Source organism: Mesorhizobium sp. M0800, from assembly GCF_040320095.1.
Classification (GTDB): Bacteria; Pseudomonadota; Alphaproteobacteria; order Rhizobiales; family Rhizobiaceae; genus Mesorhizobium.
In genome coordinates, this window is record NZ_JAMYOZ010000013.1 from 127121 (window position 1) to 152053 (window position 24933).

The window sequence follows — 24933 nt, forward strand, 5'->3', positions numbered from 1 at the left end:
ACGCGCCGATATTCACAAAGGCCCAAAATTCACAAAGGACCAATCCGTGACAGACCACATCCTCGTCGAACGCCAGGGTGCCATCCAGATCATCCGCATCAACCGTCCGGACAAGAAGAACGCCCTGACCCGCGCCATGTACGCGACGATGTCGGCGGCTCTTGCCGGCGGCGACGCCGATCCGGCGATCCGCGTCCATGTCTTTCTCGGCGTGCCCGGTGCCTTCTCGTCCGGTAACGACCTTGCCGATTTCATGGTCGTCGCCTCGGGCGGCGAAAGCGGTACCGAAGTCTGGGATTTCCTGATGGCGCTGGCCAAAGCGGAGAAGCCGATGGTTTCCGGCGTCGACGGCATTGCGGTCGGTATCGGCACCACGCTCAACCTGCATTGCGACCTGACCTTCGCCACGCCGCGCACAATATTCCGGACGCCCTTCGTCGATCTCGGCCTTGTGCCGGAGGCCGGTTCGAGCCTGCTCGCGCCGCAGATCCTCGGCCGCCAAGGCGCCTTCGCGCTGCTTGGCCTCGGCGAGGGCTTTTCGGCCGAGAGGGCGAAGGCCGCCGGGCTGATCTACGAGGTGGTCGAGGAAGAGGCACTCGAAGCATCGGTATTGGCGGCGGCGGGCCAGATCGCCGCCAAGCCGCCGCAAGCGCTGAAGATCGCGCGCGACCTGATGCGCGGCTCGCGCGACGCCCTTGTCGAGCGCATCGGCCAGGAAAGCCAGCATTTCCGCGAGCGGCTCAAATCCGACGAGGCCCGCGCAGCCTTGACGGCCTTCATGACCAGGAAGAAGGCCTAGACCTTCTGGCCTTGTCTCGCATCGTGGACCCGCCGGCAGCAACCGGCGGGTTTTCTTGCCATGATCTCTTTGTCACATCGCCATTTTTTTACATTCGGCCTGGGCCTTTGCCGAAGACGTGTCGATCATGAATGTCTTGCCTTTGGCGTCGGTCATCAACATCATGCAATGCTTGATCGGTTTCGCCATTTTCATCATTTCGGCGCTCATCTTCGCGTCGGGCATCATGGTGCCCATATGCCCATCGGGCATGATCGCCATGACCTCCCCACCCTTCATCACCGTCATTGTCCCCATCGCGTCCTCCGCAAAGGCTTGCGAAGCGAAAAGGCAGGCAAGACCGGCCATCGTGACCAACCTGAGTGAATGCATTGCTTCCTCCTGAATTTGCGCCAGCGGCGCGTTGAGCCCTTTCCTGGTTCGTTCCGGCAAGCTGGAACGTTTCACGCACACGAGATCGTGATAGTGGGAATTGGAAATCCGGCAGAAGCGGCCCGGCCTTGGCCGCCTTCATGACCAGGAAGAAGGGCTGAAAAAATGGGCGCCGGCGCTCCACCGTCGTGCCCTACGGATAAAGCCTCACCTTGTCCCAACCGCCCTCGGCGTTGCGCGAAAACACGACACGGTCGTGCAGCCGGAACGGACGGTCGTGCCAGAACTCGATGGTCTGCGGCACGATGCGGAAGCCCGACCAGTGTTTTGGCCGCGGGATGTCGCCGATCGCATGGCGCGCCGTGTATTCGGCGACCGCTTTTTCCAGCGCGAAGCGGCTCTCCAGCGGCCGCGACTGTTTGGACGCCCAGGCGCCGATGCGGCTGCCGCGCGGACGCGTCGCGTAGTAGGCGTCGGCTTCGGCGTCGGTGACGATCTCCACCGGGCCGCGCGCCCGCACCTGCCGGCGCAGCGATTTCCAGTGGAAGCACATCGCCGCTTTCATGCTGCCAAGGATCTCACGGCCCTTGGCGCTCTCGAAGTTCGTGTAGAAGACAAAGCCGCCCTCATCGAACCCCTTGAGCAGCACCATACGCACATTCGGCATGCCTTCGGCATCAACGGTCGCCAGCGCCACGCTGTTGGGGTCGTTGATCTCGCTCTTCGTCGCGTCGTCGAGCCACGCCGCAAAGAGCCGGAACGGCTCCGCCGCCTCGGTAAAGTCACCGCTTGTTAACCCGGTTTCGCTCATAGTTTTCCCAAATTTGTCGCCGGCTGGGGAGATTGCCGATTGTCGCGTATCGCGCAAGCTTTTGACAGTGGGCAATGGAGCGTTATCGCTTCGGCCAGCGCCAAAGCCATGATCGTGATAATCGTCCTGCCGCTTGCCGCCTGTGGTGGCGGCGGCTTCAGCCTGGAGCAGGCGGAGGTCGACCGCTCGGTGCTGACCTCGAGCACGTCGGCCTCAGTCACGCCGCTCGATCAGGACCGCGCCTCCGACCAGGCCACGATCCGCAACGCCGTGTCCTCCGCCGACGTCGAGCAACTGGCCGGGCAGGCCGTTCCCTGGGCGAATGCCGACACCGGCTCGCGCGGCTCCATCACCGAGCTCGCAGAATTCAGGGCTAACGGCGAGACATGTCGTCGCTTCACCGCATCGCGCGAAAGCTTCGACGGCGTCGCGCTGTTCAAAGGCGAAATATGCCTGGCCGGCGGCAGCGCCTGGCGAATGCAGGACTTCAAGGCGCTCTGATTTTCCGCCGGCGATATAGTGGTAAGCCACTGGAATTTCTTCCTATGCAAGCGCATATAGGAGGCGATCATGGAACCACTCCTTCTCCAGGGCAGTAAGCATGCGCGACCCCTATGAGGTGCTGGGCGTTGCCAAGAACGCATCGGCCAAGGACATAAAATCCGCATACCGGAAGCTCGCCAAGAAGTATCATCCGGACCAGAATCCGGATGATCCCAAGGCGAAGGACCGTTTTGCCGCCGCCAACCAGGCTTACGAGATCGTCGGCGACGAGAAGAACCGGGCGGCATTCGATCGCGGCGAGATCGACGCCGATGGCAAACAGCGTTTCCAAGGTTTCGAAGGCGCGGCTGGCGGCGCCGATCCTTTCGCCGGTTTCCGCCGGCAGCAAGGGCCGGGCGGCGCGCATTTCGAATTCCGCACGGGCCGTCCCGGCGGCGATCCGTTCGACGGCAACAGCGACATCTTCAGCCAGATCTTCGGCGATGCTTTCACCCAGCAGCGCGGCGCCGGCACCGGCGGCCGCCGTCAGGCCCCGACCGCCGCCGATCTCAACGTGACGCTGGACGTCACCATCGAGGAAGCCGCCACCGCGGAGAAGGTGACGGCGATGTTCCCCGACGGCCGCAAGATGGCGGTCAAGTTGCCGGCCTATGTCGAGGACGGTCAGACCATCCGGTTGAAAGGCCAGGGTGAGCAAGGACCGGGGCAGCCGGGCGATGCGCTGGTTAAAATCCGTTTCCGCCGGCACCCGCGCTACCGCGTCGAGGGCCGCGACCTGCATGTCGACCTGCCGGTGGAACTGGCCGATGCGGTGCATGGCGCCAAGGTGGCGGTCGAGACTCCGACCGGCAGGATTGCGGTCAATGTTCCCCCTTGGTCGAGCTCGGACAAGGTTCTGCGGCTGAAGGGCAGGGGCCTACCGGAAAAGGCCGGCGGTCACGGCGATCTCTACGCGCATGTGCGGCTGATGCTGCCGGATGGCGGTGACACCGAGCTCGAGGCGCTGATGCGCCGGCGAAAGGGCTGACGGTCGAAAGGCCAGCGCTTAATGCCGTGTGTGTAAAGCGGGCACTCCGGGGTGGGCATGCCCGCGACCATCCGGATCACAATGGAAAGGGAACCTCGTTGATGGCCTGGGAAACTGATGGCTTCAAACCTAGGCGCACAGGAACATCATAGAGCCTGCCGCCGCCCAACCGGGGCTTGGTAGGACGAAGTCCAGGTACAAACACTCGTGCAACAGGCGATTCGGCGTTGTGCGTCAGGTTGACCGCGAAGATCTCAAGTTCCTGCTCGTGGCAGATGTCGAGGCAATAGTTCCAATCCAGTCGCAACTCGGCCGACGAGGCCTGAACTGCTGAATTGCCGGAAAGGTGAGGAAGGCGATGAATGTTCTCGTCCATGTGCCACCGATAGAGGTGCAGCGCGCCGGGGGTGAAGGCCGCCGTGCCGGACGTATCGGCGTTCCGTTTGAGCAGGGTAAGGTTCGCCTCACATTCTGCAAGTTCCCCCACCGCGCGCCGGGCCGCCTCCGACATGGATCGTCCGGCCGCGAATCCGAACGCAATCGTGCCACCCCCGACGTGATGAGAAATTGCAGCGACAATGGGGATGGGCAGGTCAAGCGTCAGGAGCAGAAGCCGCAATTCGCGGTTCTGCGTCAGCAGCCAATCGGCGTACTGGGACGCCAGTCCATCCGACAGCGAAGTCAGGTCTATCCGAGGCAGAACCAGCCGATTGTACCACCATATGGCTGTTGCATCGCGCTCCACGACTTCGCAGAAGCCGCGCACGACCGCGTCCTCTATGCTCGATCCCCTCGCAAGACCATTGGAGTCCGCCGGCGGCAGACCTGATGACTCATCGTTGGGATACCCGAGAAAGCACAATCCCGCAGGCACCCAGGCCTCGCTCGTGCTGAAGCGCGGATCGCTCCGGATCCAGTCCAGCGGCTGCGACCTGCGCCAGCGGATCGGGACCGCGCGGCTATCATCGACGTTTTTGTTCCAATGCAGCCGCTCGCAATACTGCGCATCACTGAAAAGTGTGAGTGCAGGCGGCTCGATCACGCGCCCGCGCAATTCGCCGGCGCGGGCGCGTGAGAGTCGCTCATGAGGGATCATCTGGGCGAAATAGGTTTCATCGGCCTCATACCCGCAGGCGGTTGCCGCCTCCTGGGTGGTGTTGCCCCACCCTGACACAAAACGAGAAGGTCTGGCCCCTCGGACGGGGCCGACCGCGACCGTGATCGGGCATCTGAGCGTGGGATCGGTGATCACGATGGGGCCGTAAACCAGGCTTGACCCGCCGGCCCCTGCCTCGGACGCCCGCCGCTCCGGCATTATGGACCCTTCACCCAAGCACGGCCCTCACATGTTCAATCCTCTACAGTATCGGCACCAATTGCTCATTCGCACGCTGACACGCACTGGAGTATGATGCAAACTCCTGCGAGACGCTTTGATATCGTCAAGCCAACGTCGAACATAATATAACCCGCCGAGGGAGAGAATGAACGCGGGCGACAGCAATCTTCAGCGACGTCTGACGGCTATCCTGGCTGCTGACGTGGTCGGTTACTCGTCGCTGATGGCCCGGGACGAGGAGCGCACCTTCGCGCTCGTCAAGCATCTCATGCAGGACGATATAGAGCCTAGGATCACGCAGCACCGGGGACGGGTTGTGAGAACGACCGGAGACGGGATGCTCGCCGAGTTCCCAAGCGCTTTCGGAGCCGTGCAGTCAGCAGTGGAAGTCCAGGAACTGCTTGTCGGCCAGTCTTCGGGGAAGGCCAGCCAGGAAATTTTTCTCCGGATTGGGATCAACTTCGGTGATATTATTGTCGATACCGATGGCGATGTGTTTGGAGATACCGTCAACATAGCCGCGCGCCTGGAACAGTTCGCCAGCCCGGGCGGAATCTGCCTTTCCGGAAAGGTGCACGACGAAGTTCGCGACAAAATTCATCTTCCGTTTGAATATTGCGGCGAACAGCATCTCAAGAACATTCCACGCTCGATTCCCGTATACTCGTTGTTCCACAAGCCCAAAGGGCTGCCACCTGCATCGACTGCACAGTTGGCTGGTCCGAGCAAGCCCTCCATCCTCGTTCGCCCGTTCAAGAGCGCGGGCGACGTCCAACCCTATTTCAGTGGCGGCTTCACCGAAGACATCGTCACGGAACTGACGCGCTTTACCCAGCTTACGGTTGCGTCCCATTACACGTCGACGCGGCTCAAGGATGTGGACCTGGTGGCGGATAACGGCGTGGATTTCGTCATCGAAGGCGGCATCCGCCGCATGGGCCGGCGAATGCGCATTACATGCGAGCTGGTCGACGCAACCTCGGGTGAGTGCTTGTGGGCCGAGCGCTACGACGGGGACGAGCAGGACATCTTCGATGTCCAGGACGAACTGATCGGAAAGATCGTCGGGACCGTTATCGGCCGTCTTACGGCCGCAGGCGCCGAGAAGGCGCGACGTAAACCACCTGCCAATCTCGCGGCATATGAGTGCGTGCTTCGGGGCAATGCCCTGCCCCTGGGCGACATCGCGGCGGAAATGGAGGCTCGACAGTGGTATCAGAGGGCGATCGAGCTCGATCCGTCCTACGGGCGCGCGTACGCCAAGCTCGCCCACTATAAACAGCTTGAATGGTTTCGCGACATGGGGCCGTCGGATGCGGTGCTTGCCGAGGCTTATGACATCGCCAAAAAAGCGGTGGCGCTTTCCCCCAATGATCCAGTCTGCCTGAACATACTGGGCTGGGTGCTCCTCCACCGTCGTGATTTCGACGTCGCATCTCAGCTATACACACGCGCGCTCGAACTCAATCCGCACGATCCCGAGCAGGTCTCCTATCAAGGGACTTATCAAACATTTGCCGGCGAGCCCCAAAGTGCCTTGGACTGGTTCGAACGGGCGCGAGTGCTCGATCCCCTGTACGAGCCTTCATGGTATTGGCCGTTCCGCGGTGTTGCCCATTTCATTGCCCACCGTCCGGATAAGGCAGTTGTCGATCTGGGCCGCTCGTCCACCATGCCGACCTGGGTTAAGGTCTATCTGGCTGCAGCGAACGCCCTGCTTGGCCGAAGCCAAGAGGCGAAGAGCTACACGTTTCTGGTTCTGCGTGGCGCACCGGAGTTCTCCGGGCGGCGGTTCGCCACCAAGGAACCCTACAAGCTGGACGGAGACCGTAACACGCTGCTCAACGGTATGCGGGAAGCGGGATTGCCCGAGTAGGGACTGGCGACTACCTGCAGCCGAAGAGCACGGCCGTGGCGAGCTCGTCATGGTAGTGCCTGCCCTGGGCGTATTTGTGATAGTCGTGGAGATAATCGATCAGATCGCTGCGGGTCAGGACCCCCCTCGGCACCTGGGGCACCACCACGTTGATCAAGTTCGGTTCGTCCACGTGAACTTCGACAGACACTCCCGTTTCCACGATGTCTTCCAGCACCAATTTGAGATCACGCTTCAGGTCCGCATACGCGGCAGCATTCGGGATCGCGTCGCCCCCGTCGAGAGGGTCATCCTCGTATTTTATGGGCTGACCATTCAGATCTTCTATCGTCAGCGTCTGCGAATGTGGCGCTGTTCCGGCGGCGGCGGTCCGGACCCTGATGTTGCCGATGGCACGGCCTGCTTCCGGCCGAAGTCTGATAGTATCACCGACGGCGAAAATCTGCCGATCAATGGTAATTGTTAGGGGATCTGTTGAATCCATGGACAAGATACGTGACGAGGCCGGCAAAAGCTTGAGCCAGGCCCCTACGATCGCTGCGCCGATCTCTTGGACTTGCCGACCTGGCTTCAATTCTGCCCTGGGCATCGCCGAGGCTCCCCTCCGAGGTCAATGCAAATAGCCTAAACGCATTTTGCATCTGTCGCAAGCAATGCGCAGGCGGCATGCTCGCATCGACTCGATGTTTTCATGGACAGAAAGCCGTATTGGGAGCATTCTGATCCTCGCGGTATCAGTAACGACAGCCGGAGGGTGTACGAATGATACTTGCTCAACTTCGTGTGCTGTTGCTCGGCTGTCTCCTCGCCGTTGTCGGAACAGCGAGACCGGAAGCGTCAGGCGAGGAGGGCTTCACCGACAGCGGTGACATCGAAAAGACTTTCATCGTCGACATCGCCAGGGCGGCGGAGTTACGCAAGGATATCGGCGCGCTAAACAAGTTCATCGCAGGCAAGGGCAAGCTGGAAGCGGTGGACATGCCGGATATCGGTATCAGCATCGTGACGGGGACCTTTTCCGAGAGCGAGATCGAAGAGCTGCGCTCCAGGGGATATGAGGAGCCGGATCCTTTCGTGGTGAACCTGTTCGATGGTGCCACCTGCGAGGGGCCGGAACTCCTGGGCATCTCGCCGACTGCGGATGTTGTCCCTCCCAGCGTCTGCAGGGTCGTCGGGTCACCACAGCCGGTGGCTTCAGGATCGCCCACCGTATGGATCATCGACAGCGGAGTGGATTGGAGCGTTGTCACCGCCGGGCTCCTCAAGGTTCAGGAAGCCATCGATTGCACGAGCAGCCCATGCCAGACCGTGTCGAGCCTCGACGACACGGTAGGGCACGGGACGATGGTGGCAGCAGTTATCGGCGGAAAGCGTGTCAAGCAGGGCGACCAGTATATAGGTCTGGTTGGTGTCAGCCCCGACGCCCCGCTCAAGATCGTAAAGGCCTTCAGTAAGCTGAAGACCGAAATTTTCGGCCCGCCTCTTCTCGCGCTTCGCCATGTTCGGGACAACGCGGTCGCTGGGGATATTCTGAACTTGAGTTGGGGTGCATTATATCTGGAGAGCACCAGACGCGGAAGCACGTTGCAAGATCTTAAATTTCTCGACGCCCTTCTTTATCAGATCGCCGACCGTCAGGTGCGCGTTGTGGTAGCTGCGGGCAACCCCCGGGAAGACGAAGAGGGCCCTTGGGTACAGTCTTATTTCCCGGCCAATGCGGCGACTTATTTTTCGCCTGTGACGACAGGAAACAAGGTGGGAGCGATATACAGCGCTTCGGCTTCCAACAGCGAATATATTCAGGTGGCAACTCCTGGGAAATGCCAAGGCATCAGCAACGCCTGGTGCGACACGCTATGGCGCGGGGGGGCGTTCGGCGCGTCCTATGCCGAACCGGGCGTCAATGTCCTGTCACTGTGGAAGAGCCGAAAGAACGGCAAGCTCCGGAGGAACATCTGTTCGGGCACATCTTTCGCAGCCCCGGCACTTGCCGGCCTTTTGGTTCGCAACGCGCAGCCGACTAACAAGGCTCTGACAACGGGAAGTCTTAGCCCGAATACGGATCTGCTAGGGTATATGACCGCGGGTACGCCGGTGAACCCAAGTTCGGACGAGCCTAAATGCAACTGACCCGAAGGGCAGCGCTGCAAGGTTTGGCCTTGGCGTCCGCGTTCGGTAGCGTGCGTCTGGCCGGTGCCTCGCTTGTGGACGAAGATCCTCGCCTTCTGCTCGTCCACGTGCGTGGCGGACTCGATGCACTAGCTGCCGTGCCGCCCTACGGCGATCCGCATTTTGCCTCGGTACGCGGGCCCCTCGTGCCTTTCCCGAACTCTGGCGTCGCCGAGATGCTCAAGCTCGACGGGCTCTTCGCGCTTCATCCGGCGCTCGGGTCTCTCCTGCCCCACTACTCGTGCGGCGAGTTGCTCATCGTGCCCGCGACCGCCATTCCGGATGCGGGCCGGTCCCACGCGACCGCCCAGGCGGCGCTGTTCGACGGCGATATTGACGGCGGCAGCGCCGGATGGCTCGACCGGGCTTCGTCTGTACTGTCGCGCCGGCAGAAGGCGGTGTGGCGGGCCAGACCGGCCGATCGATCGATGGACATGCTGGCCCATCTTGCGCTGGCCAATCCTCGGCTCGACCTCGTCCGCCTCTGCGCCGAGGGCACTTGGCCGTCCGGCGCAAAGGGCAGCGAAAGCCTGCTGGAACAACATGCCGCATGCGACGCGGCTCGCTTCGGCGACGCGGCCAGGAGCGCGGCGCTTGCCCTGTCAGCTACGGGCGGACCGCGGATCGCGATGCTCGAGGTGGCCGGCTTCGACACGCATGTGGCGCAGGGAGCGGACTTCGGAAGGCTGGCGCGGAGTTTGAATGGGCTGGCGCGGGGCCTCATTGCATTTGCCCAAGCGTCCGGGCCTGCCTGGAACAGGACGGCGGTGCTGGTGGTCACGGAGTTCGGCCGTTCCGTGGTGCCCAACACCGACGGCGGCACTGATCACGGCGTCGCGAGTGTCACCTTGTTAATGGGTGGCGCCGTTGCCGGCGGGCGAGTAGGCAATCGCTGGCCCGGTCTTGCTCGAGACCTGCTTCATGGCGGAACAGACTTGGCTGCTACGACGGACGTACGATCGATCATAAAGGGCGTGCTGACGGAACACCTGCGTCTTCCTGACCGAGCAATGGCTGAAATTTTCCCAGGCGCTGCCGGGATACCGGCGGTGCGTGGACTGTTTATCGGGAGCCGTTGTCCAGGCGGAGGTCGACTGGCTTCGATGTGATCTCCAGCGCGGTTTAGCTTCTTATCCGCGTTTTCGTCGGCTACGGGACGCATCGGACTGCAATAGGCGACGCCTAATCTTAAGTGGCCGCTTCTAAGAAGCTTCCGGAATCACGGCTATTGTGAAGGGTTTCGAATGCCGGCCCCCGGCGCGGTCGCCTATAATGTCCGGTTTAAGGCAATGGCCGAGCTAACTTGAATGGCCGAGATGAGGCGCAAAGCGATCGTCCACGGCTCAAAGTATGGAAGTCGGAGTTGGGGTCATGAGCGTGACTTCGGCCACTGGCCAACGAACTTCCGCCAAAGGGTCATCTTCCGCCGTGCCACACCGATACCAGTGTCAGATTTTTCCACTGGCCCACGACTGCAAGGTCAAGGCGCTACAGCGTCCTTTGCGCGCCCAAAGGACGCGCGGCTCTGTAGACCAGCGGCTTTGTCCCCCGAACTGTCCGCTTTGAACGCTTGAAGGGGCACTGTGGCTGTGCGATAGGCACTCCACAAAGTAGAGAACCTTGCGGAGAGCGCTGACATGGCGGGTGGACGGGGCCTTATGGCCGGCAAGCGCGGCCTTATCCTTGGCATCGCCAACAATCGCTCGATCGCTTACGGCATCGCCAAGGCCTGTGTCGACCATGGCGCCGAGATCGCGCTGACCTATCAGGGCGAGGCGTTCAAGAAACGCGTCGAGCCGCTTGCCGCGGAACTGGGCGCGCATGTCGCCGGCCATTGCGATGTGACCGACCCGGCCAGCCTCGATGCGGTGTTCGCCGATATCGCCAGCCATTGGGGCAAGCTCGATTTCCTCGTCCACGCCATCGCCTTTTCCGACAAGGACGAGCTGACCGGCCGCTATGTCGAGACGACGCGCGACAATTTCCTGCGTACAATGGATATTTCGGTCTATTCCTTCACCACCATCGCCAAACGTGCCGAGGCGCTGATGACCGATGGTGGGTCGCTGCTGACGCTGACCTATTACGGTGCGGAAAAGGTGATGCCGCACTACAACGTCATGGGTGTCGCCAAGGCGGCACTCGAAGCCAGCGTGCGCTATCTGGCCGTCGACCTCGGCGCCAAGAAGATCCGCGTCAACGCGATCTCCGCCGGCCCGATCAAGACGCTTGCCGCATCCGGCATCGGCGATTTCCGCTATATCCTGAAGTGGAACGAATACAATTCGCCGTTGAAGCAGACGGTGACGCAGGAGGAGGTCGGCGATTCCGGCGTCTATTTCCTGTCCGACCTTTCGCGCGGCGTCACCGGCGAGATCCATCATGTCGATTCCGGCTATCATGTCGTCGGCATGAAGGCGGTCGACGCGCCGGATATTTCGACGGTCAAGGACTGACGCCACCGCCTGACCTCTTCCGGAAGACCTGATGTACCCGCTCGTCTATATCGTGCGCCACGGCCAGACGGCGTGGAACGCCGAGGCCCGGCTGCAGGGGCAGGCCGATACCGACCTCAACGAGCTTGGCCGCGAGCAGGCTAGCCGCAACGGGCGCAGACTGGCCGAACTCATCGACAAGCCCGAAGATTTCGACTTTGTCGCCAGCCCGATGCGGCGCACGCGCGAGACGATGGAGCGCCTGCGCGCGGCGATGAAGCTCGATCCGCACGCCTATCGTACCGAGCCGCTGCTCGTGGAATTGAGCTTTGGCGACTGGCAGGGTTTCACCTTTGCCGAACTCGAGGCGAACAATCCTGGTTCGACCAGGCGCCGCCGCCTCGATAAATGGAATTTCCAGCCGCCCGGCGAGGGCGCCGAAAGCTACCAGATGCTGCTCGAGCGGGTGAAGCCGTGGTTCGACGCGCTCGATCGCCAGACGGTCTGCGTGACCCATGGTGGCATCATGCGCGTAATGTTCCGCTTGGTACTTGGGATGTCCGAACAAGATGCGGTCAGCATGGAAGTGCCGCAGGACCGCGTGCTCAGACTGGACGGCCGGCGCCTGGAGTGGCTTTGAGACCGATGACCTAGCGTATGTTGAGATCAGGTCGGGCCGGCATCAGCTGAATATCGACGCGTCCTACTCGGTCGATCCGGTGTCCGGCAGTTCCATATCGGTGACGACGTTCTCGCCATTCGTCACGTCATAGGCGAGGACGATGTCCATGCCTGGCTTCAGCGCATCGAGGTCGGTTTCGGCGTTCAGCTTGTAGGACTTGCCGTCGTCCAGCGTCAGCGTCAGCGCATCCTTGTCGACCTTCTTGATCAGGCCTTCGGTCTGGCCGGCGAAGGCGGCGGTGGAGATCAACAGCGTGGCGGCAACAGCGCCAATCAGAATACGCATCATCGTCCTCTTTAATCATTGCCGGTACAGCGGCTCGGTCCAACGGAACGGAACTGAGCAGAAACCAATCGAATGTGTCAAAACTAAATCCGCCGGATCACAGTTTGACCACTGTGGAAAACGCCAATAGAAGGCAGGCGACAGCGCCGCGCGTCCTCCTGGACGCGCAAAGGACGCTGTAGCACTTTTGTTTTTGTGCATGATCCTTTCCGAAAATCGCTCCGATTTTCGGGGTCATGCGCTGAGCCGGCTCCGACGCCGGCAGGGCTGGTTCCATGTCGCACAACACGTTCGGCCATCTTTTCCGCGTCACCACCTGGGGCGAAAGCCATGGGCCGGCGCTGGGCTGCGTCGTCGACGGCTGTCCGCCAGGCATCCGCTTCACTCGCGACGAGATCCAGGCCGAACTCGACAAGCGCCGCCCCGGCCAGTCACGTTTTGTGACGCAGCGTCGCGAACCTGACGAGGTCAAGGTCCTGTCCGGCTTCATTCTCGATGAGGACGGCGAGACGATGATCACCACCGGCACGCCGGTGTCGATGCTGATCGAGAACGTCGACCAGCGCTCCAAGGACTATGGCGACATCGCCCGCCAGTTCCGGCCGGGCCATGCCGACTACACTTACGAGGTCAAATACGGCCTGCGCGATTACCGCGGCGGCGGCCGCTCCTCGGCGCGTGAGACGGCGGCGCGGGTGGCGGCCGGAGCGCTTGCCCGCAAGGTCGTGCCCGGCATGGTGGTGCGCGGCGCGCTGGTGTCGATGGGCGATAAATCGATCGATCGCGCCAATTGGAACTGGAATTTCGTCGGCGACGCTGAAAACCCATTCTTCACTCCCGATCCGGCGTCCGTCGCCGTCTTCACCAAATATCTGGACGGCATCCGCAAGGCGGGCTCCTCGGTCGGTGCGGTCATCGAGATCGTCGCCGATGGCGTTCCGGCGGGGCTTGGCGCGCCGATCTATGCCAAGCTCGACCAGGACATCGCCGCCGGCCTGATGTCGATCAACGCCGTCAAGGGCGTCGAGATCGGCAACGGTTTCGAGGCCGCCCGCATCACCGGCGAGGAGAATGCCGATGAGATGCGCATGGGCAATGACGGCAAGCCGGTCTTCCTGTCCAACAATGCCGGCGGCATCCTCGGCGGCATCTCGACCGGCCAGGCGATCGTCGCGCGTTTCGCCGTCAAGCCGACCTCGTCGATCTTGACGCCGCGAAAGTCGATCGACAAGGACGGCAACGACGTCGAGATCATGACCAAGGGCCGCCACGATCCATGCGTCGGCATCCGCGCCGTGCCGATCGGCGAGGCGATGGTTGCCTGCGCCATTGCCGATCATTATCTGCGTCATCGGGGACAAACGGGAAGGGAGTAGGGGAGTAGGTTACGCAACTCCCACGACAGCATTTTTTCCTTTCCCCTACTCCCGTACTGCCCTATTCCCTGCGAGCGAAGCGAGCACTTATGCCTTACGACCAGAAGAAAATCGTCGAAGCCCTGCGCGCCTTCGAGCGCGGCGAGATCGTCGTCGTCATGGACGATGACGGCCGCGAGAACGAGGGCGATCTGATCGTCGCCGCCGTCCATTGCACGCCGGAAAAGATGGCGTTCATCGTCCGCAACACGTCGGGCATCGTCTGCACGCCGATGCCGCGCGAGGAAGCAAAGCGGCTCAACCTGTCGCCGATGGTGGCCGACAATGATTCCGCCCACACCACTGCCTTTACCGTCAGCGTCGACTTCAAGCACGGCACCACGACGGGCATTTCGGCGGACGACCGCACGCTGACGGTGCGCAATCTCGCCAACGGCAATGTCGGCGCCTCCGATTTCGTCCGGCCCGGCCACATCTTTCCGCTGATCGCGCGCGAAGGCGGCGTGCTGATGCGTTCGGGCCATACCGAGGCCGCTGTCGACCTCTGCAAGCTCGCCGGCCTGCCGCCGGTCGGCGTCATTTCCGAGCTGGTCAATGATGACGGCACCGTCATGCGTGGCCCGCAGGTGCAGGCCTTCGCCGAAAAGCACGGGTTGAAGCAGATCTCGGTTGCCGACCTTATCGGCTACCGGCAACGCAAGGAAACGCTGGTTGAGCGCGTCGCCTGTTCCGACATCGAGACGCCGGGCGGCAAGGCGCAGGTCTTCACCTACACGCTGCCCTGGGATTCCATGCATCACGTGGCGGTCGTCTTCGGCGATATCCGCGACGGCGTCGAGGTGCCGGTGCGCCTTCATTCCGAGGACGTGGTCAGCGACGTCTTCGGCACCAGCCACCGGCTGGACGCCATCATGAAGGCGATGGGCGAGCGCCAGCGCGGCGTCATCGTCTATCTGCGCGAAGGCTCGGTCGGCGTCGCCCATCAGGAGCGCAAGCGCCCGGCTGCCGGCGACCGCGAGGATCACGAAGAGGCTCGTCGCCGCGAAAACGAATGGCGCGAGATCGGCCTCGGCGCGCAAATCCTCAAGGATCTCGGCATTTCCTCGATAAACCTGATCGCCTCGCGCGAGCGCCATTATGTCGGCCTCGAAGGCTTTGGCATCCACATCGCCAAGACCGAGATTCTTTAGGCCATTCTCATGGTGCTGGTATGCGCCCGGCCCCGGCTCGGGCCGGACGCACCGGAAACTATTCCGCAGCGACCGCGGCTGCGTCGCATGCAGCCATGTCGCAGTTCGGCGCGGCAAGGCTGCGCTGGCCGGCGAGCACGATGACCAGCGCGATTGTGCCCGATGCCACCGATACCCAGAACCCGTTCTGCGCGCCGAAAGCGTCCACCACCCAGCCGGCGGCGAACGAGCCGAGCGCCATGCCGATGCCGATGCCGGTCATCACCCAGGTCACGCCTTCGGTCAGCACCGCCTCGGGCACGCGCCGCTCGATCAGGCCGAATGCCGTGATGAAGGTCGGCGAGATCGCCACGCCGCTGACGAAGACGGCCAGTGCCAGCAGCGGTACTGTGTCGGCGACGAGCAGCGGCAGCGTGGTAAGCGCAATGATGGCGATTGCGATGGCAAGCTGAAGTTGCAGCGGCAGTTTCAGGTTCAGGGCGCCAATGATGATGCCGACGACGAACGATCCGAGCGCGTAGACGCCGATGACGAAGCTGGCGGCCCCTGGCTGGCCAAGCTCCTTGGTGATCGCCACCGTGCTCACCTCCGTGGTTGCGAAGGTCGCGCCGATGAAGATCAGGGCCAAGGTGATGAGCTGGACCGGCCGCAGGCGGATTGCCGAGCCGCCTGAACCATGTTCCACCGGTCGGGCTCGCGGTTCGGTCGAGCGCTGCAGGATGAAGGCCGTCGAACCGAATGCGAGGAACAACGTGCTCGCGAGCACTCCCGCTTCCGGGAAAAGCGCGACGCTCAGCCCTACCGACAGCGATGCGCCGGCGATGTAGACCAGTTCGTCCGCCGCCGACTCGAAGGCGAACGCCGTGTTCAACTCGGGGCGGTTGCGAAAAATCTCGGTCCAGCGTGCGCGCACCATTGCCGGGATGCTGGGCATGACGGCGGCGAGCAGCGCCGAGACGAATAGCGTCCATATCGGCCAATGCTGATTGGCCGCCGCAATGAGGATTGCGAAAGCGAGCGTGGAAATCACAGTGGTCGGCACCACAATCCGCGTCTGGCCGAGGCGGTCCACCAGCCGTGATACCTGCGGGGCGACGAAAGCGTTGGCCAGCGCATATGTCGCGGAGACGGCGCCGGCCAGCCAGTACTCGCCATCGGTCTGCGACAGCATTGCGACGATCCCGATCGGAGCCATGGCGATCGGCAGCCGGGCAACGAAGCCGGCCGCGGCGAAGCCCTTGGCGCCGGGCGCGCGAAAGATCTGGGAATAGGGATTTTGCATGGTCTGGCTCCTCGACAACGGCCGGTTCGGCGATTACATACGTGGCGTATGAGTTTAAATAGATCATACGCGGCGTATGTCAATTGGCATACGAGACGTATGTTAATAGGGCCAGAGCATGCATAGACCACGCAAGGAGATGATTGCCGAAACCCGCGCCAAGCTGATCGGGGCGGCGCGCCAGGCCTTCGGCACGCTCGGCTATGCCGAAGCCTCGATGGACGATTTCACGGCATCGGCCGGGCTGACGCGCGGTGCGCTCTATCATCACTTCGGCGACAAGAAGGGCCTACTCCAGGCGGTCATTGCCGAGATCGATGCCGAAATGTCGGCCCGGCTGAAGGTCGTTTCGGCCAAGCCGGACAATCTCTGGCAGGGCTTTGTCGACGAATGCACCGCTTATATCGAGATGGCGCTGGAGCCGGAGATCCAGCGTATCGTGCTTCGCGACGGGCCGGCGGTGCTCGGCGATCCATCGCAATGGCCAAGCCAGAGCACATGCATCCGCTCGATGACAGAGAGCCTGCAAAGACTGAGCGACGAGGGGACAATTCTCGCCGTCGATCCCGAAGCCGCGGCAAGGCTGGTCAGCGGCGCCTCGCTGCATGCGGCGCAGTGGATCGCAAATTCGAACGATCCCGAAGCGACGTCGAAGAAGGCAGTGAAGGCATTCAAGGTTCTTCTGGAAGGGCTGCTCAATCGCACCGGCAAGCTGCCTAAGCCTGATCGATCGTCAGCGAAGCAGCCCCAGATTGACCGATCACCGGCCTGAGGTCGTTCTTTTCGCCGATCCCAGGCGGCTCGCGGTGGGCTCAGCCGACGCCGATTGCCTAAACCCTGTTGAACATCGCCTCACCAGCGCGCGAAAACATGGCCAAAGCGGCGAGGCGCGCCTATATCGGGGCATGGTCACGAGACTTTACACCCACCCGATTTTCCTCGAGCACATAACACCGCCCGGTCATCCGGAGCGGCCGGACCGTTTGCGCGCCATAGAGCGTGTGCTTGACGACGAGGCCTTCGCGGCGCTCGATCGCGTCCAGGCGCCCGAAGGCGACGAGGCAACCATCCTCTACGCGCATCCGCCCGAATTCGTCGAACGTGTCCGCGCAGCGATTCCGGACACCGGCATCGCCCGTATCGACGCCGACACCACCGCCAGCCCGAAGAGCTGGCAGGCGGCCGTGACCGCGATCGGCGCAGCCAACGCCGCGGTCGACGACGTCTTCACCGGCCGTGCCGAAAACGTCTTCGTCGCCGCACGGCCGCCCGGCCATCATGCCGAAAAGACCACCTCCATGGGCTTTTGCCTGTTCAACACCGCCGCGATCGCGGCACGCTACGCGCAGAAGAACCATGGCGCCGACCGCGTCGCCGTCGTCGACTGGGATGTGCATCACGGCAACGGCACGCAGGACATTTTCTGGGACGATCCATCGGTGCTCTATTGCTCGACACACCAGATGCCGCTTTACCCGGGAACCGGGGCCGTGAGCGAAACCGGCGCCGGCAACATTGTCAACGCGCCGCTGGCGCCGCAGAGCGGCAGCGATAGTTTCCGCGACGCCTTTCTGTCACGCATCCTGCCGGCGCTCGACAATTTTGCGCCCGACCTCATCATCATCTCCGCCGGTTTCGATGCCCACCACCGCGATCCGCTGGCCGAGATCAACCTGACCGAGGATGATTTCGACTGGGCGACCGGCCAGTTGCTCGAACGAGCCGGGCGCCGTAGCCGCAACCGGCTCGTCAGCGTGCTCGAGGGCGGCTACGATCTGCAGGGATTGGCATTTTCAGTCGCCGCCCATGTCGGGCGGCTGATGAAGGGATAGATGATGGCTGGTGAGACTAACGAGGATGTCAAGGCGATGAGCTTCGAGCAGGCGCTCGAGGCGCTGGAGAGGATCGTCGACGATCTGGAGCGCGGCGACGTGCCGCTCGACCAGTCGATCCGCATCTATGAGCGCGGCGAGGCGCTGAAGGCGCATTGCGACCAGCTGCTGAAGGCGGCCGAGGACAAGGTCGAGAAAATCAGGCTGTCGCGTGACGGCAAGCCGGTGGGGACAGAGCCGTTGGACGCGGATTGAGGCGCGGCCTCGAACGACAATTTTGCTTACCGGCTTTGGACATCATCACGATTGAGGGTAAAACTCATCCCGTTTGAAACGGCTCCAGGACGAGAGGAGATTGCGAACGATGTGCAGAAACATCAAAACCCTGTTCAATTTCGATCCGCCGGCAACCAATGACGAGGTCCGCGATGCCGCACTTCAGTTTGTCCGCAAGCTGAGCGGAACGACGCGGCCGTCGAAACAGAACCAGCATGCGTTCGACCATGCCGTCGAGGCCATTGCCGCCTCGGCGCGCGAATTGCTCGACAGCCTCGAGACGACGCAGCATCCGCGCAATCGCGAAGAGGTGGCGGCCAAGGCGAAGGCCAAATCCGCACTTCGCTTCGCCTGAGGGGACCGCGTGAGCTTCTTTCCCGGAAACGATCCGCAGATGGGCGATACCTTCGCCAGCGATCAGATCGAGCTGATGGTTATTCCGAATGCCAAGGATATTGGCGGATTTCAGGTTCGCCGCGCCTTGCCGACGGCCAGGCGCCGGCTGGTCGGACCCTTCATCTTCTTCGACCGCATGGGTCCAGCCGTTCTGCGAGCGGGCCAGGCGCTGGACGTGCGTCCGCACCCACATATCGGCCTGTCTACGGTGACTTACCTGTTCGATGGCAAGATCAGGCACCGCGATTCGCTCGGCACCGAGATGGTAATCCAGCCCGGGGACGTGAATTTGATGACCGCCGGCCGTGGCATCGTCCATTCGGAGCGGACGCCGGAAGAACTGCGCGGCGCGCCGATGTCGGTTTCCGGCCTGCAGACATGGCTGGCGCTGCCGGACGGCAAGGAAGAAGTCGCGCCGGTCTTCGAGAACACCGCGGCCCTGCGCCTGCCCGAAATCGATGCGGAGGGGGTTAGCGGCCGTGTGATCATCGGTGCGTTTTCCGGACTGCGCTCCCCGGTCGCCACCGCTTCGGACACGCTTTATGCCGATCTCAGGCTGGCGCCGGGTGCCAGCGTGAAAATCCCGGCCGATGCCGAGGAGCGCGCCATCTATACGCTGGAAGGCGAGGTTTCGATATCCGGTGACCGCTTCCCGGCCGAGCGGCTGCTGGTTTTCCGGCCCGGCGATGAGATCGTTGTCTCATCGGAACGCGGCGCCCATTTCATGCTGTTTGGCGGCGCTTCGCTCGGTTCGAAACGTTATATCTGGTGGAATTTCGTATCGTCCTCAAAGGAACGCATCGAGCAGGCGAAAGAAGAATGGAAGACGGGCCGCTTCGATATCGTTCCTGGAGACGAGCAAGAGTTCATCCCGCTGCCCGAAAGCTGATGCGCGTTACCGCCACATTTACATTCGCCGGCCAGCGGCATATTTCACGATGAACAGAAAATCTGACCAGGCTCGCAAACAGTGAACGCAAAGCCCGATACGCCGCTTCTCGACAAGGTCCGCGTCCCAGCCGATTTGCGCACGCTTGCCGAAGGCGACCTGCCGCAGCTGGCGTCAGAGCTTCGCGCCGAACTGATCGACGTCGTTTCCCACACCGGCGGCCATCTCGGCGCCGGCCTTGGCGTCGTCGAGTTGACCGTCGCGCTGCACTACGTCTTCAACACGCCGGACGACCGGCTGATCTGGGACGTCGGCCACCAGGCTTATCCGCACAAGATCCTGACCGGCCGCCGCGACCGCATCCGCACGCTGCGGCAGGAGGGCGGCCTGTCCGGCTTCACGCGTCGCGTCGAGAGCGAATACGATCCGTTCGGCGCAGCCCACTCCTCAACCTCGATTTCAGCCGGCCTCGGCATGGCGATGGCGCGCGATCTGTCCGATGGCCGCAACAATGTCATTGCCATCATCGGCGACGGCGCCATGTCGGCCGGCATGGCCTATGAGGCGATGAACAATGCCGGCGCACTCGATGCCCGGCTGATCGTCATCTTAAACGACAACGATATGTCGATCGCTCCGCCGACCGGCGCAATGAGCGCCTATCTGGCCCGTCTGGCGTCGGGCAAGACCTATCTGGGCTTGCGCGATTTCGGCAAGAAGCTGACGTCGTATCTCGGCGAGCGCGCCGATCGCGCCATCAAGCGAGCGGTCGAGCATGCGCGCGGTTACGTCACCGGCGGCACGCTGTTCGAGGAGATGGGTTTCTACCACATCGGTCCGATCGACGGTCACAACCTCGAGCACCTGATCCCGGTGCTGAAGAACGTCCGCGACAATGCCGACGGCCCGGTGCTGATCCATGTCGTGACCCAGAAAGGCAAGGGCTACGCCCCGGCCGAGGCAGCGGCCGACAAATATCATGGCGTCAACAAATTCGACGTCATCACTGGCGCCCAGGCCAAGGCGCCCGCCAATGCGCCGAGCTACACCAAGGTGTTTGCCGAAAGCCTGATCCAGGAGGCCCGAGAGGACGACCGCATCGTCGCCATCACCGCCGCCATGCCGAACGGCACCGGGCTTGATCTGTTCGGCGAAGCGTTTCCGGCGAGGACCTTCGATGTCGGCATCGCCGAGCAACATGCGGTGACCTTCGCCGCCGGCCTTGCCACGGAAGGCTTCAAGCCTTTCGCGGCGATCTACTCGACCTTCCTGCAGCGCGCCTACGACCAGGTCGTCCACGACGTGGCGATCCAGAAATTGCCAGTGCGCTTTCCGATCGATCGCGCCGGCTTCGTCGGCGCCGATGGTGCCACCCATTGCGGCGCCTTCGACACGACCTTCCTGGCGACGCTGCCCGGTTTCGTCGTCATGGCCGCGGCCGATGAGGCCGAGCTGCGCCACATGGTACGCACCGCTGCAAGCTACGATGACGGCCCGATCGCCTTCCGCTACCCGCGCGGCAACGGCGTTGGCGTCGAGATGCCGCAACGCGGCTCGGTATTGGAGATCGGCAAGGGCCGGATCGTCAGGGAAGGCACCAAGGTTGCGCTGCTTTCCTTCGGCACCAGGCTGCAGGATTGCCTGGCCGCGGCCGAGGAGCTTGGCGCGGCCGGGCTTTCGACCACGGTCGCCGATGCCCGTTTTGCCAAGCCGCTCGACGAGGACCTGATCCGGCGGCTGGCCCGTTCACACGAGATACTGGTGACGGTGGAAGAGGGCGCGGTCGGCGGCTTCGCCAGCCATGTGCTGCAGTTCCTGGCCCATGAAGGGCTGCTGGAGAGCGGCTTGAAGGTGCGCCCGCTGGTGCTGCCCGATACATTTGTCGACCATGCCAAGCCGGAAAAGATGTATGCCGATGCCGGGCTGGACAGCGCCGGCATCGTGCGCACCGTGTTCGTGGCGTTGGGGCATACCGCGCAGGCCCAGCGCGCCTAGCTTTTAGACGCATTCCGGCGACGCCGACGCGATTCAACTTGGCTGCAAGATGCCAGCCTGAATCAATATCTCAACTGCTTGAATCAAATTGCCGGCGAACAGTCGTAACATGCTGTTTACGCTGCCGTTTGGCGATTTGCTTACCGTGTCCTTTGGCCGTTCTTCAATGCCGCCCTGCTAGAAGGCAACCAGGCAGGGGAAAGAAGACCAATGAGATCGCTTTTGGGCGGCATCGCGCTTGCGGCCATCTTCGCCGCGTCGGCCGGGGCCGAAACGCGCTACGACCGCAAACTCGAAGAGGCGGTGATGGGCATCGTTGCCGGCAAGATCGGCGAGATCCGTGGCGGCTTTTCCTACAAGCAGGCGCCGCAATTCGTCGTCATGCCAGATACCTTGCCGAAGGCGTCCAGTTCCGCTGACCGGCCGCGCCCGCAGGTGTCCGGCGACAGCAGCGACGGTCTGACGCCGGCCGTCGAACGGCGGGTTTCGCGGACCATATTCTAAAGCATGATCCCGAAGAGACTCTAGAAACTAGAACCACATGTCCCGCACGCAGCGACCATCTCTCGGCAAATCCTCGAATGTATCGAGACCCTCGAAATGGTCGATCGGGAGATCGGAGACGGCCTCGGGCGGCGCAAGCCTCACATTGACGGCGATGCGGTAGCGCCCAGCCGCATCGGGATGCAAACCGCGCCAGGCCAGGACGCAAGCGCAGGTTGGGCAGAAGAGAATCTCAAGCGAAGGATGAGCCTTTCCGACGCGCCGATAGGCGCTTACGGGCCCGGCAAGGCGGATGCGTTCGTCGACATAGTCGTAAGCCCAGAGCGTGCCGTAGCGACGGCAAAGTGTGCAATTGCAGGCAGTGATCGAACCGGGATCGCCCTCCAGGGTCCAGTGGGCTGCGCCGCAGTGGCAGGTTCCCGTCAGCATGTTCCTCCTCCACGTTTCGACGGCTAAACGGCATCTCTTTCTTAGCATTGCGTCGGGTCTCGTGCGAGGTTCGACAAACAGCGCAGTGGCTTGATGCGTTCACCGCCTTTCCAACTATGCCTTGTCTGATCGCCAATCTCCTTGCCATCATCGTTGGCTTTCGCCATGAAGGCCGATGACTTCCCTTCCGCCAGCCAGCATACGCCAGCGGCTCGACGAATTGCTCGTCCAGCGCGGCCTGTTTGCCAGCCGCTCGCGTGCCCGCGACGCGGTCGAGCGCGGCACCGTGACGGTCGATGGCATCGTCGCCCTCAAGCCGGGCCAGGCCGTTCTGCCTGAGTGCAACATCGTCGTTGACGATCCGGCGCAAGGTTACGTGTCGCGCGCTGCACTGAAGCTGAAGGCTGGTCTCGACCATTTCGCCCTCGACCCCACCGGCAGCGAAGCGCTCGATGTCGGCGCCTCGACCGGCGGCTTTACGCAGGTGCTGCTCGAACGCGGCGCGGCGCATGTCACGGCGATCGATGTCGGGCACGGCCAGATGCACTCCGACATTGCCGGCGATCCGCGCGTGACGGTAATTGAAGGCCTGAATGCGCGCGAACTGTCGGCCGCCGATCTCGGCGGCCGTGTGCCGGATTTCATCGTCTCGGATGTCAGCTTCATATCGCTGAAACTAGCGCTGCCGCCGGCGCTTGCCTTGGCCAGGAATGGCGCAAAAGCTGTGTTTCTGGTCAAGCCGCAATTCGAGGCCGGCCGCGAGGCGATCGGCAAGGGCGGCCTGCTGAAGGACCCCTATGATGCGGCGCGCATTGCCGGCCTGATGCAGGACTGGCTCGATGCCATTCCCGGCTGGCGCTCGCTGGGGCTTCATCTGTCACCGATAGAGGGCGGCGACGGCAACCGCGAGTTCCTGCTCGGCGGCATCAAGGACGTCGAGACCCAGAAGCGATGAGCACCCGTTTCACGATCGCAAGGTTGGGCTCGCAGGGCGACGGCATCGCCGAGACGGAAACCGGCGAGGTTTTCATTCCGTTCGCGCTGCCGGGAGAGGTCGTCACCGCCGCGCGGGAGAAAGATCGCGCCACCTTGATGTCGGTCCTTCAGGCTTCGCGGTTGCGGGTCGATCCGCCGTGCCGGCATTTCGGCGCATGCGGCGGCTGCGCCGTCCAGCATCTCGAGACTGAAGCCTATCACCGGTGGAAGCGCGAAAAGGTCGTGCATGCGCTGAAGAGCAAGGGCATCGCTTGCGATGTCGGGGCGCTGGTGCCGTGCGCGCCGCACACACGCCGCCGTGTCGTCTTCACCGCCCGGCGGAGCGAGGCGGGAATGCAGTTCGGCTTCGTTCGCGCGCTGTCATCCGAGATCATCTCGATCGAGGAATGCCCGATCTCGGCGCCGCAGATCGTCGCTGCGCTCGACCGTTTGAGGATGCTTGCCGGACTGATCTGCACCACGACCAAATCGTTCCACATGGCGGTGACGGTGACCGGTTCCGGCCTCGATGTCGCGGTTCACGATTCCGGCAAGCTCGGCGAGAACCAGCGCCGCGTCGCTTCCAACTTCGTCATCGCGGAAGGGCTAGCCAGGCTGTCGGTCGACGGCGAGGTCATTATCGAACCAAACAAACCGGTCGTCCTGTTTGGTGGCGTCGCCGTCGCAGTGCCTCCGGGCGCTTTCCTGCAGGCGACCGAAGCTGCCGAACAGGCGATGGCCAACATTGTCGGCCAGCATTTCGCGCGCGCCAAGAAGGTCGCCGATCTCTTCGCCGGCTGCGGCAGCTTCGCGCTGCGCCTGGCCGCAAGATCGGAGGTTCACGCGGTGGAAGGCGATGCGGCAGCACTCGCGGCGCTTGACCGGGCATTCCGTTTCGCCAGCGGCCTGAAGCGGGTGACCGGCGAACGTCGCGACCTGTTCCGGAGGCCGCTCACATTCAAGGAGTTGAATACCTTTGACGGCGTTGTCTTCGACCCGCCTCGCGCCGGCGCCGAGGACCAGTCGAAGCAGATCGCGCGCTCCGACGTGCCGCTCGTCGCCGCGGTGTCTTGCAATCCGGTAACGCTGGCGCGGGACCTACGCATCCTCATGGACGGCGGCTATACCCTGAAGAGCGTGACGCCGATCGACCAGTTCCTGTGGTCGCCGCATGTCGAGGTCGTGGCGCTGTTGGAGAAGCCGAGACGAAGGCGCTAGCAACCAGGGCCTGAAACGCGCACCAAAAAAGCACATTTTTAGCGCACGTCGTTCAGACTGTACTAGGGAATTGCCATGAGCACCGCAGCCTTCGAAATTTCGGCATCGCGCTTCGGCGAGGAGCGGGCACCGTTTCTCTCGCCAAGGCGGGTCGCTGAACTGCTAGAGCGTTCCTGATTTGACGGAATCGAAGGGGATTCCGGATCAGTCGGTTTTGTGATTCAAGATGCTGGCTGGAGTGGAGGCCAGCATCGGATGACGCGACCTCTTTC

The 24933-nt window shown here is 62.7% G+C and carries 26 protein-coding genes; 19 read left to right on the forward strand and 7 right to left on the reverse strand.

Annotated features, from left to right (window positions below):
• The first annotated feature begins 46 nt into the window (after window positions 1-46).
• Window positions 47-799, forward strand: a complete 753-nt coding sequence (locus NKI18_RS17650) for a crotonase/enoyl-CoA hydratase family protein (protein ID WP_352615251.1) — start codon at window positions 47-49, stop codon at window positions 797-799.
• Window positions 800-871: 72 nt separating this feature from the next.
• Here the strand turns inward: NKI18_RS17650 and NKI18_RS17655 are convergent, their stop codons facing one another.
• The gene (locus NKI18_RS17655; protein ID WP_023674100.1) at window positions 872-1147 is read right to left on the reverse strand and encodes a hypothetical protein; all 276 of its coding nucleotides are present in this window, start codon (window positions 1145-1147) and stop codon (window positions 872-874) included.
• A gap of 217 nt (window positions 1148-1364) precedes the next feature.
• Window positions 1365-1982, reverse strand: coding sequence for a pyridoxamine 5'-phosphate oxidase (gene pdxH / locus NKI18_RS17660; RefSeq protein WP_292663882.1), 618 nt, complete (start codon window positions 1980-1982; stop codon window positions 1365-1367).
• A 39-nt stretch (window positions 1983-2021) separates the two neighbouring features.
• On the opposite strand from pdxH, the gene NKI18_RS17665 reads away from it, so the two are divergent.
• Window positions 2022-2483 carry an RT0821/Lpp0805 family surface protein gene (locus tag NKI18_RS17665; protein ID WP_352615253.1) on the forward strand — a complete coding sequence of 154 codons (462 nt, stop codon included), beginning with the start codon at window positions 2022-2024 and terminating at the stop codon, window positions 2481-2483.
• A 100-nt stretch (window positions 2484-2583) separates the two neighbouring features.
• A complete protein-coding gene (locus NKI18_RS17670) occupies window positions 2584-3513 on the forward strand; it encodes a DnaJ C-terminal domain-containing protein (protein WP_352615255.1) in 930 nt (309 codons plus the stop codon).
• A 76-nt stretch (window positions 3514-3589) separates the two neighbouring features.
• Here the strand turns inward: NKI18_RS17670 and NKI18_RS17675 are convergent, their stop codons facing one another.
• Complete coding sequence (locus NKI18_RS17675) at window positions 3590-4765, reverse strand: YcaO-like family protein (protein WP_353020114.1); 1176 nt, start codon at window positions 4763-4765, stop codon at window positions 3590-3592.
• 232 nt (window positions 4766-4997) lie between these two features.
• Here NKI18_RS17675 and NKI18_RS17680 point away from each other — a divergent pair, with 232 nt between their 5' ends.
• Window positions 4998-6728, forward strand: a complete 1731-nt coding sequence (locus NKI18_RS17680) for an adenylate/guanylate cyclase domain-containing protein (RefSeq protein ID WP_352615258.1) — start codon at window positions 4998-5000, stop codon at window positions 6726-6728.
• 10 nt (window positions 6729-6738) lie between these two features.
• Here the strand turns inward: NKI18_RS17680 and NKI18_RS17685 are convergent, their stop codons facing one another.
• A complete protein-coding gene (locus NKI18_RS17685; RefSeq protein WP_352593319.1) occupies window positions 6739-7317 on the reverse strand; it encodes a hypothetical protein in 579 nt (192 codons plus the stop codon).
• Between the two features lie 173 nt (window positions 7318-7490).
• Between NKI18_RS17685 and NKI18_RS17690 the strand changes: the two genes are divergently transcribed.
• From NKI18_RS17690 to NKI18_RS17705, 4 genes are all read left to right on the forward strand, one after another.
• Window positions 7491-8858 (forward strand): S8 family serine peptidase, encoded by a 1368-nt coding sequence (locus NKI18_RS17690; protein ID WP_023674107.1) that lies wholly within the window; start codon window positions 7491-7493, stop codon window positions 8856-8858.
• Window positions 8849-10006: a DUF1501 domain-containing protein gene (locus NKI18_RS17695; protein WP_353020115.1), complete on the forward strand. Its 1158-nt coding sequence runs from the start codon at window positions 8849-8851 to the stop codon at window positions 10004-10006. Before NKI18_RS17690 ends, NKI18_RS17695 begins: the two co-directional genes overlap by 10 nt.
• 528 nt (window positions 10007-10534) lie before the next feature.
• On the forward strand, window positions 10535-11353 hold the full coding sequence (fabI, locus tag NKI18_RS17700; RefSeq protein WP_031211054.1) for an enoyl-ACP reductase FabI: 819 nt from the start codon (window positions 10535-10537) through the stop codon (window positions 11351-11353).
• A gap of 31 nt (window positions 11354-11384) precedes the next feature.
• Entirely contained in the window at window positions 11385-11972 is a 588-nt protein-coding gene (locus NKI18_RS17705) for a histidine phosphatase family protein (RefSeq protein WP_352456876.1), read from the forward strand.
• 63 nt (window positions 11973-12035) lie between these two features.
• On the opposite strand, the gene NKI18_RS17710 is transcribed toward NKI18_RS17705, so the two are convergent.
• Window positions 12036-12299, reverse strand: a complete 264-nt coding sequence (locus NKI18_RS17710; RefSeq protein ID WP_023716902.1) for a DUF1344 domain-containing protein — start codon at window positions 12297-12299, stop codon at window positions 12036-12038.
• A 275-nt stretch (window positions 12300-12574) separates the two neighbouring features.
• Here NKI18_RS17710 and aroC point away from each other — a divergent pair, with 275 nt between their 5' ends.
• Both aroC and ribB read left to right on the forward strand, forming a co-directional pair.
• Window positions 12575-13675, forward strand: a complete 1101-nt coding sequence (gene aroC, locus NKI18_RS17715; RefSeq protein WP_254818437.1) for a chorismate synthase — start codon at window positions 12575-12577, stop codon at window positions 13673-13675.
• Between the two features lie 89 nt (window positions 13676-13764).
• Complete coding sequence (gene ribB, locus NKI18_RS17720; RefSeq protein ID WP_352449900.1) at window positions 13765-14865, forward strand: 3,4-dihydroxy-2-butanone-4-phosphate synthase; 1101 nt, start codon at window positions 13765-13767, stop codon at window positions 14863-14865.
• A gap of 58 nt (window positions 14866-14923) precedes the next feature.
• On the opposite strand, the gene NKI18_RS17725 is transcribed toward ribB, so the two are convergent.
• Window positions 14924-16147, reverse strand: coding sequence for an MFS transporter (locus NKI18_RS17725; RefSeq protein ID WP_352615264.1), 1224 nt, complete (start codon window positions 16145-16147; stop codon window positions 14924-14926).
• Between the two features lie 118 nt (window positions 16148-16265).
• Here NKI18_RS17725 and NKI18_RS17730 point away from each other — a divergent pair, with 118 nt between their 5' ends.
• The 7 genes from NKI18_RS17730 (at window position 16266) to NKI18_RS17760 (ending at window position 22039) form a co-directional block, all read left to right on the forward strand.
• A complete protein-coding gene (locus NKI18_RS17730) occupies window positions 16266-16919 on the forward strand; it encodes a TetR/AcrR family transcriptional regulator (RefSeq protein ID WP_352615266.1) in 654 nt (217 codons plus the stop codon).
• 133 nt (window positions 16920-17052) lie between these two features.
• Window positions 17053-17979, forward strand: coding sequence for a histone deacetylase family protein (locus NKI18_RS17735; RefSeq protein WP_023674116.1), 927 nt, complete (start codon window positions 17053-17055; stop codon window positions 17977-17979).
• Window positions 17980-17982: 3 nt separating this feature from the next.
• The gene (locus NKI18_RS17740) at window positions 17983-18234 is read left to right on the forward strand and encodes an exodeoxyribonuclease VII small subunit (RefSeq protein ID WP_352615268.1); all 252 of its coding nucleotides are present in this window, start codon (window positions 17983-17985) and stop codon (window positions 18232-18234) included.
• Between the two features lie 109 nt (window positions 18235-18343).
• Entirely contained in the window at window positions 18344-18610 is a 267-nt protein-coding gene (locus NKI18_RS17745) for a DUF2277 domain-containing protein (RefSeq protein WP_023716908.1), read from the forward strand.
• Window positions 18611-18619: 9 nt separating this feature from the next.
• Window positions 18620-19540, forward strand: a complete 921-nt coding sequence (locus tag NKI18_RS17750) for a pirin family protein (protein WP_352615270.1) — start codon at window positions 18620-18622, stop codon at window positions 19538-19540.
• A gap of 81 nt (window positions 19541-19621) precedes the next feature.
• Window positions 19622-21535 (forward strand): 1-deoxy-D-xylulose-5-phosphate synthase, encoded by a 1914-nt coding sequence (gene dxs, locus NKI18_RS17755; RefSeq protein WP_352615272.1) that lies wholly within the window; start codon window positions 19622-19624, stop codon window positions 21533-21535.
• A 210-nt stretch (window positions 21536-21745) separates the two neighbouring features.
• A complete protein-coding gene (locus tag NKI18_RS17760; protein ID WP_352615274.1) occupies window positions 21746-22039 on the forward strand; it encodes a hypothetical protein in 294 nt (97 codons plus the stop codon).
• 27 nt (window positions 22040-22066) lie between these two features.
• Here the strand turns inward: NKI18_RS17760 and NKI18_RS17765 are convergent, their stop codons facing one another.
• Window positions 22067-22468 (reverse strand): GFA family protein, encoded by a 402-nt coding sequence (locus NKI18_RS17765; RefSeq protein ID WP_352615276.1) that lies wholly within the window; start codon window positions 22466-22468, stop codon window positions 22067-22069.
• Between the two features lie 175 nt (window positions 22469-22643).
• Here NKI18_RS17765 and NKI18_RS17770 point away from each other — a divergent pair, with 175 nt between their 5' ends.
• Window positions 22644-23423, forward strand: a complete 780-nt coding sequence (locus NKI18_RS17770) for a TlyA family RNA methyltransferase (RefSeq protein ID WP_352449892.1) — start codon at window positions 22644-22646, stop codon at window positions 23421-23423.
• Entirely contained in the window at window positions 23420-24661 is a 1242-nt protein-coding gene (locus NKI18_RS17775) for a class I SAM-dependent RNA methyltransferase (protein ID WP_352615277.1), read from the forward strand. Before NKI18_RS17770 ends, NKI18_RS17775 begins: the two co-directional genes overlap by 4 nt.
• The last annotated feature ends 272 nt before the right edge of the window (window positions 24662-24933 follow it).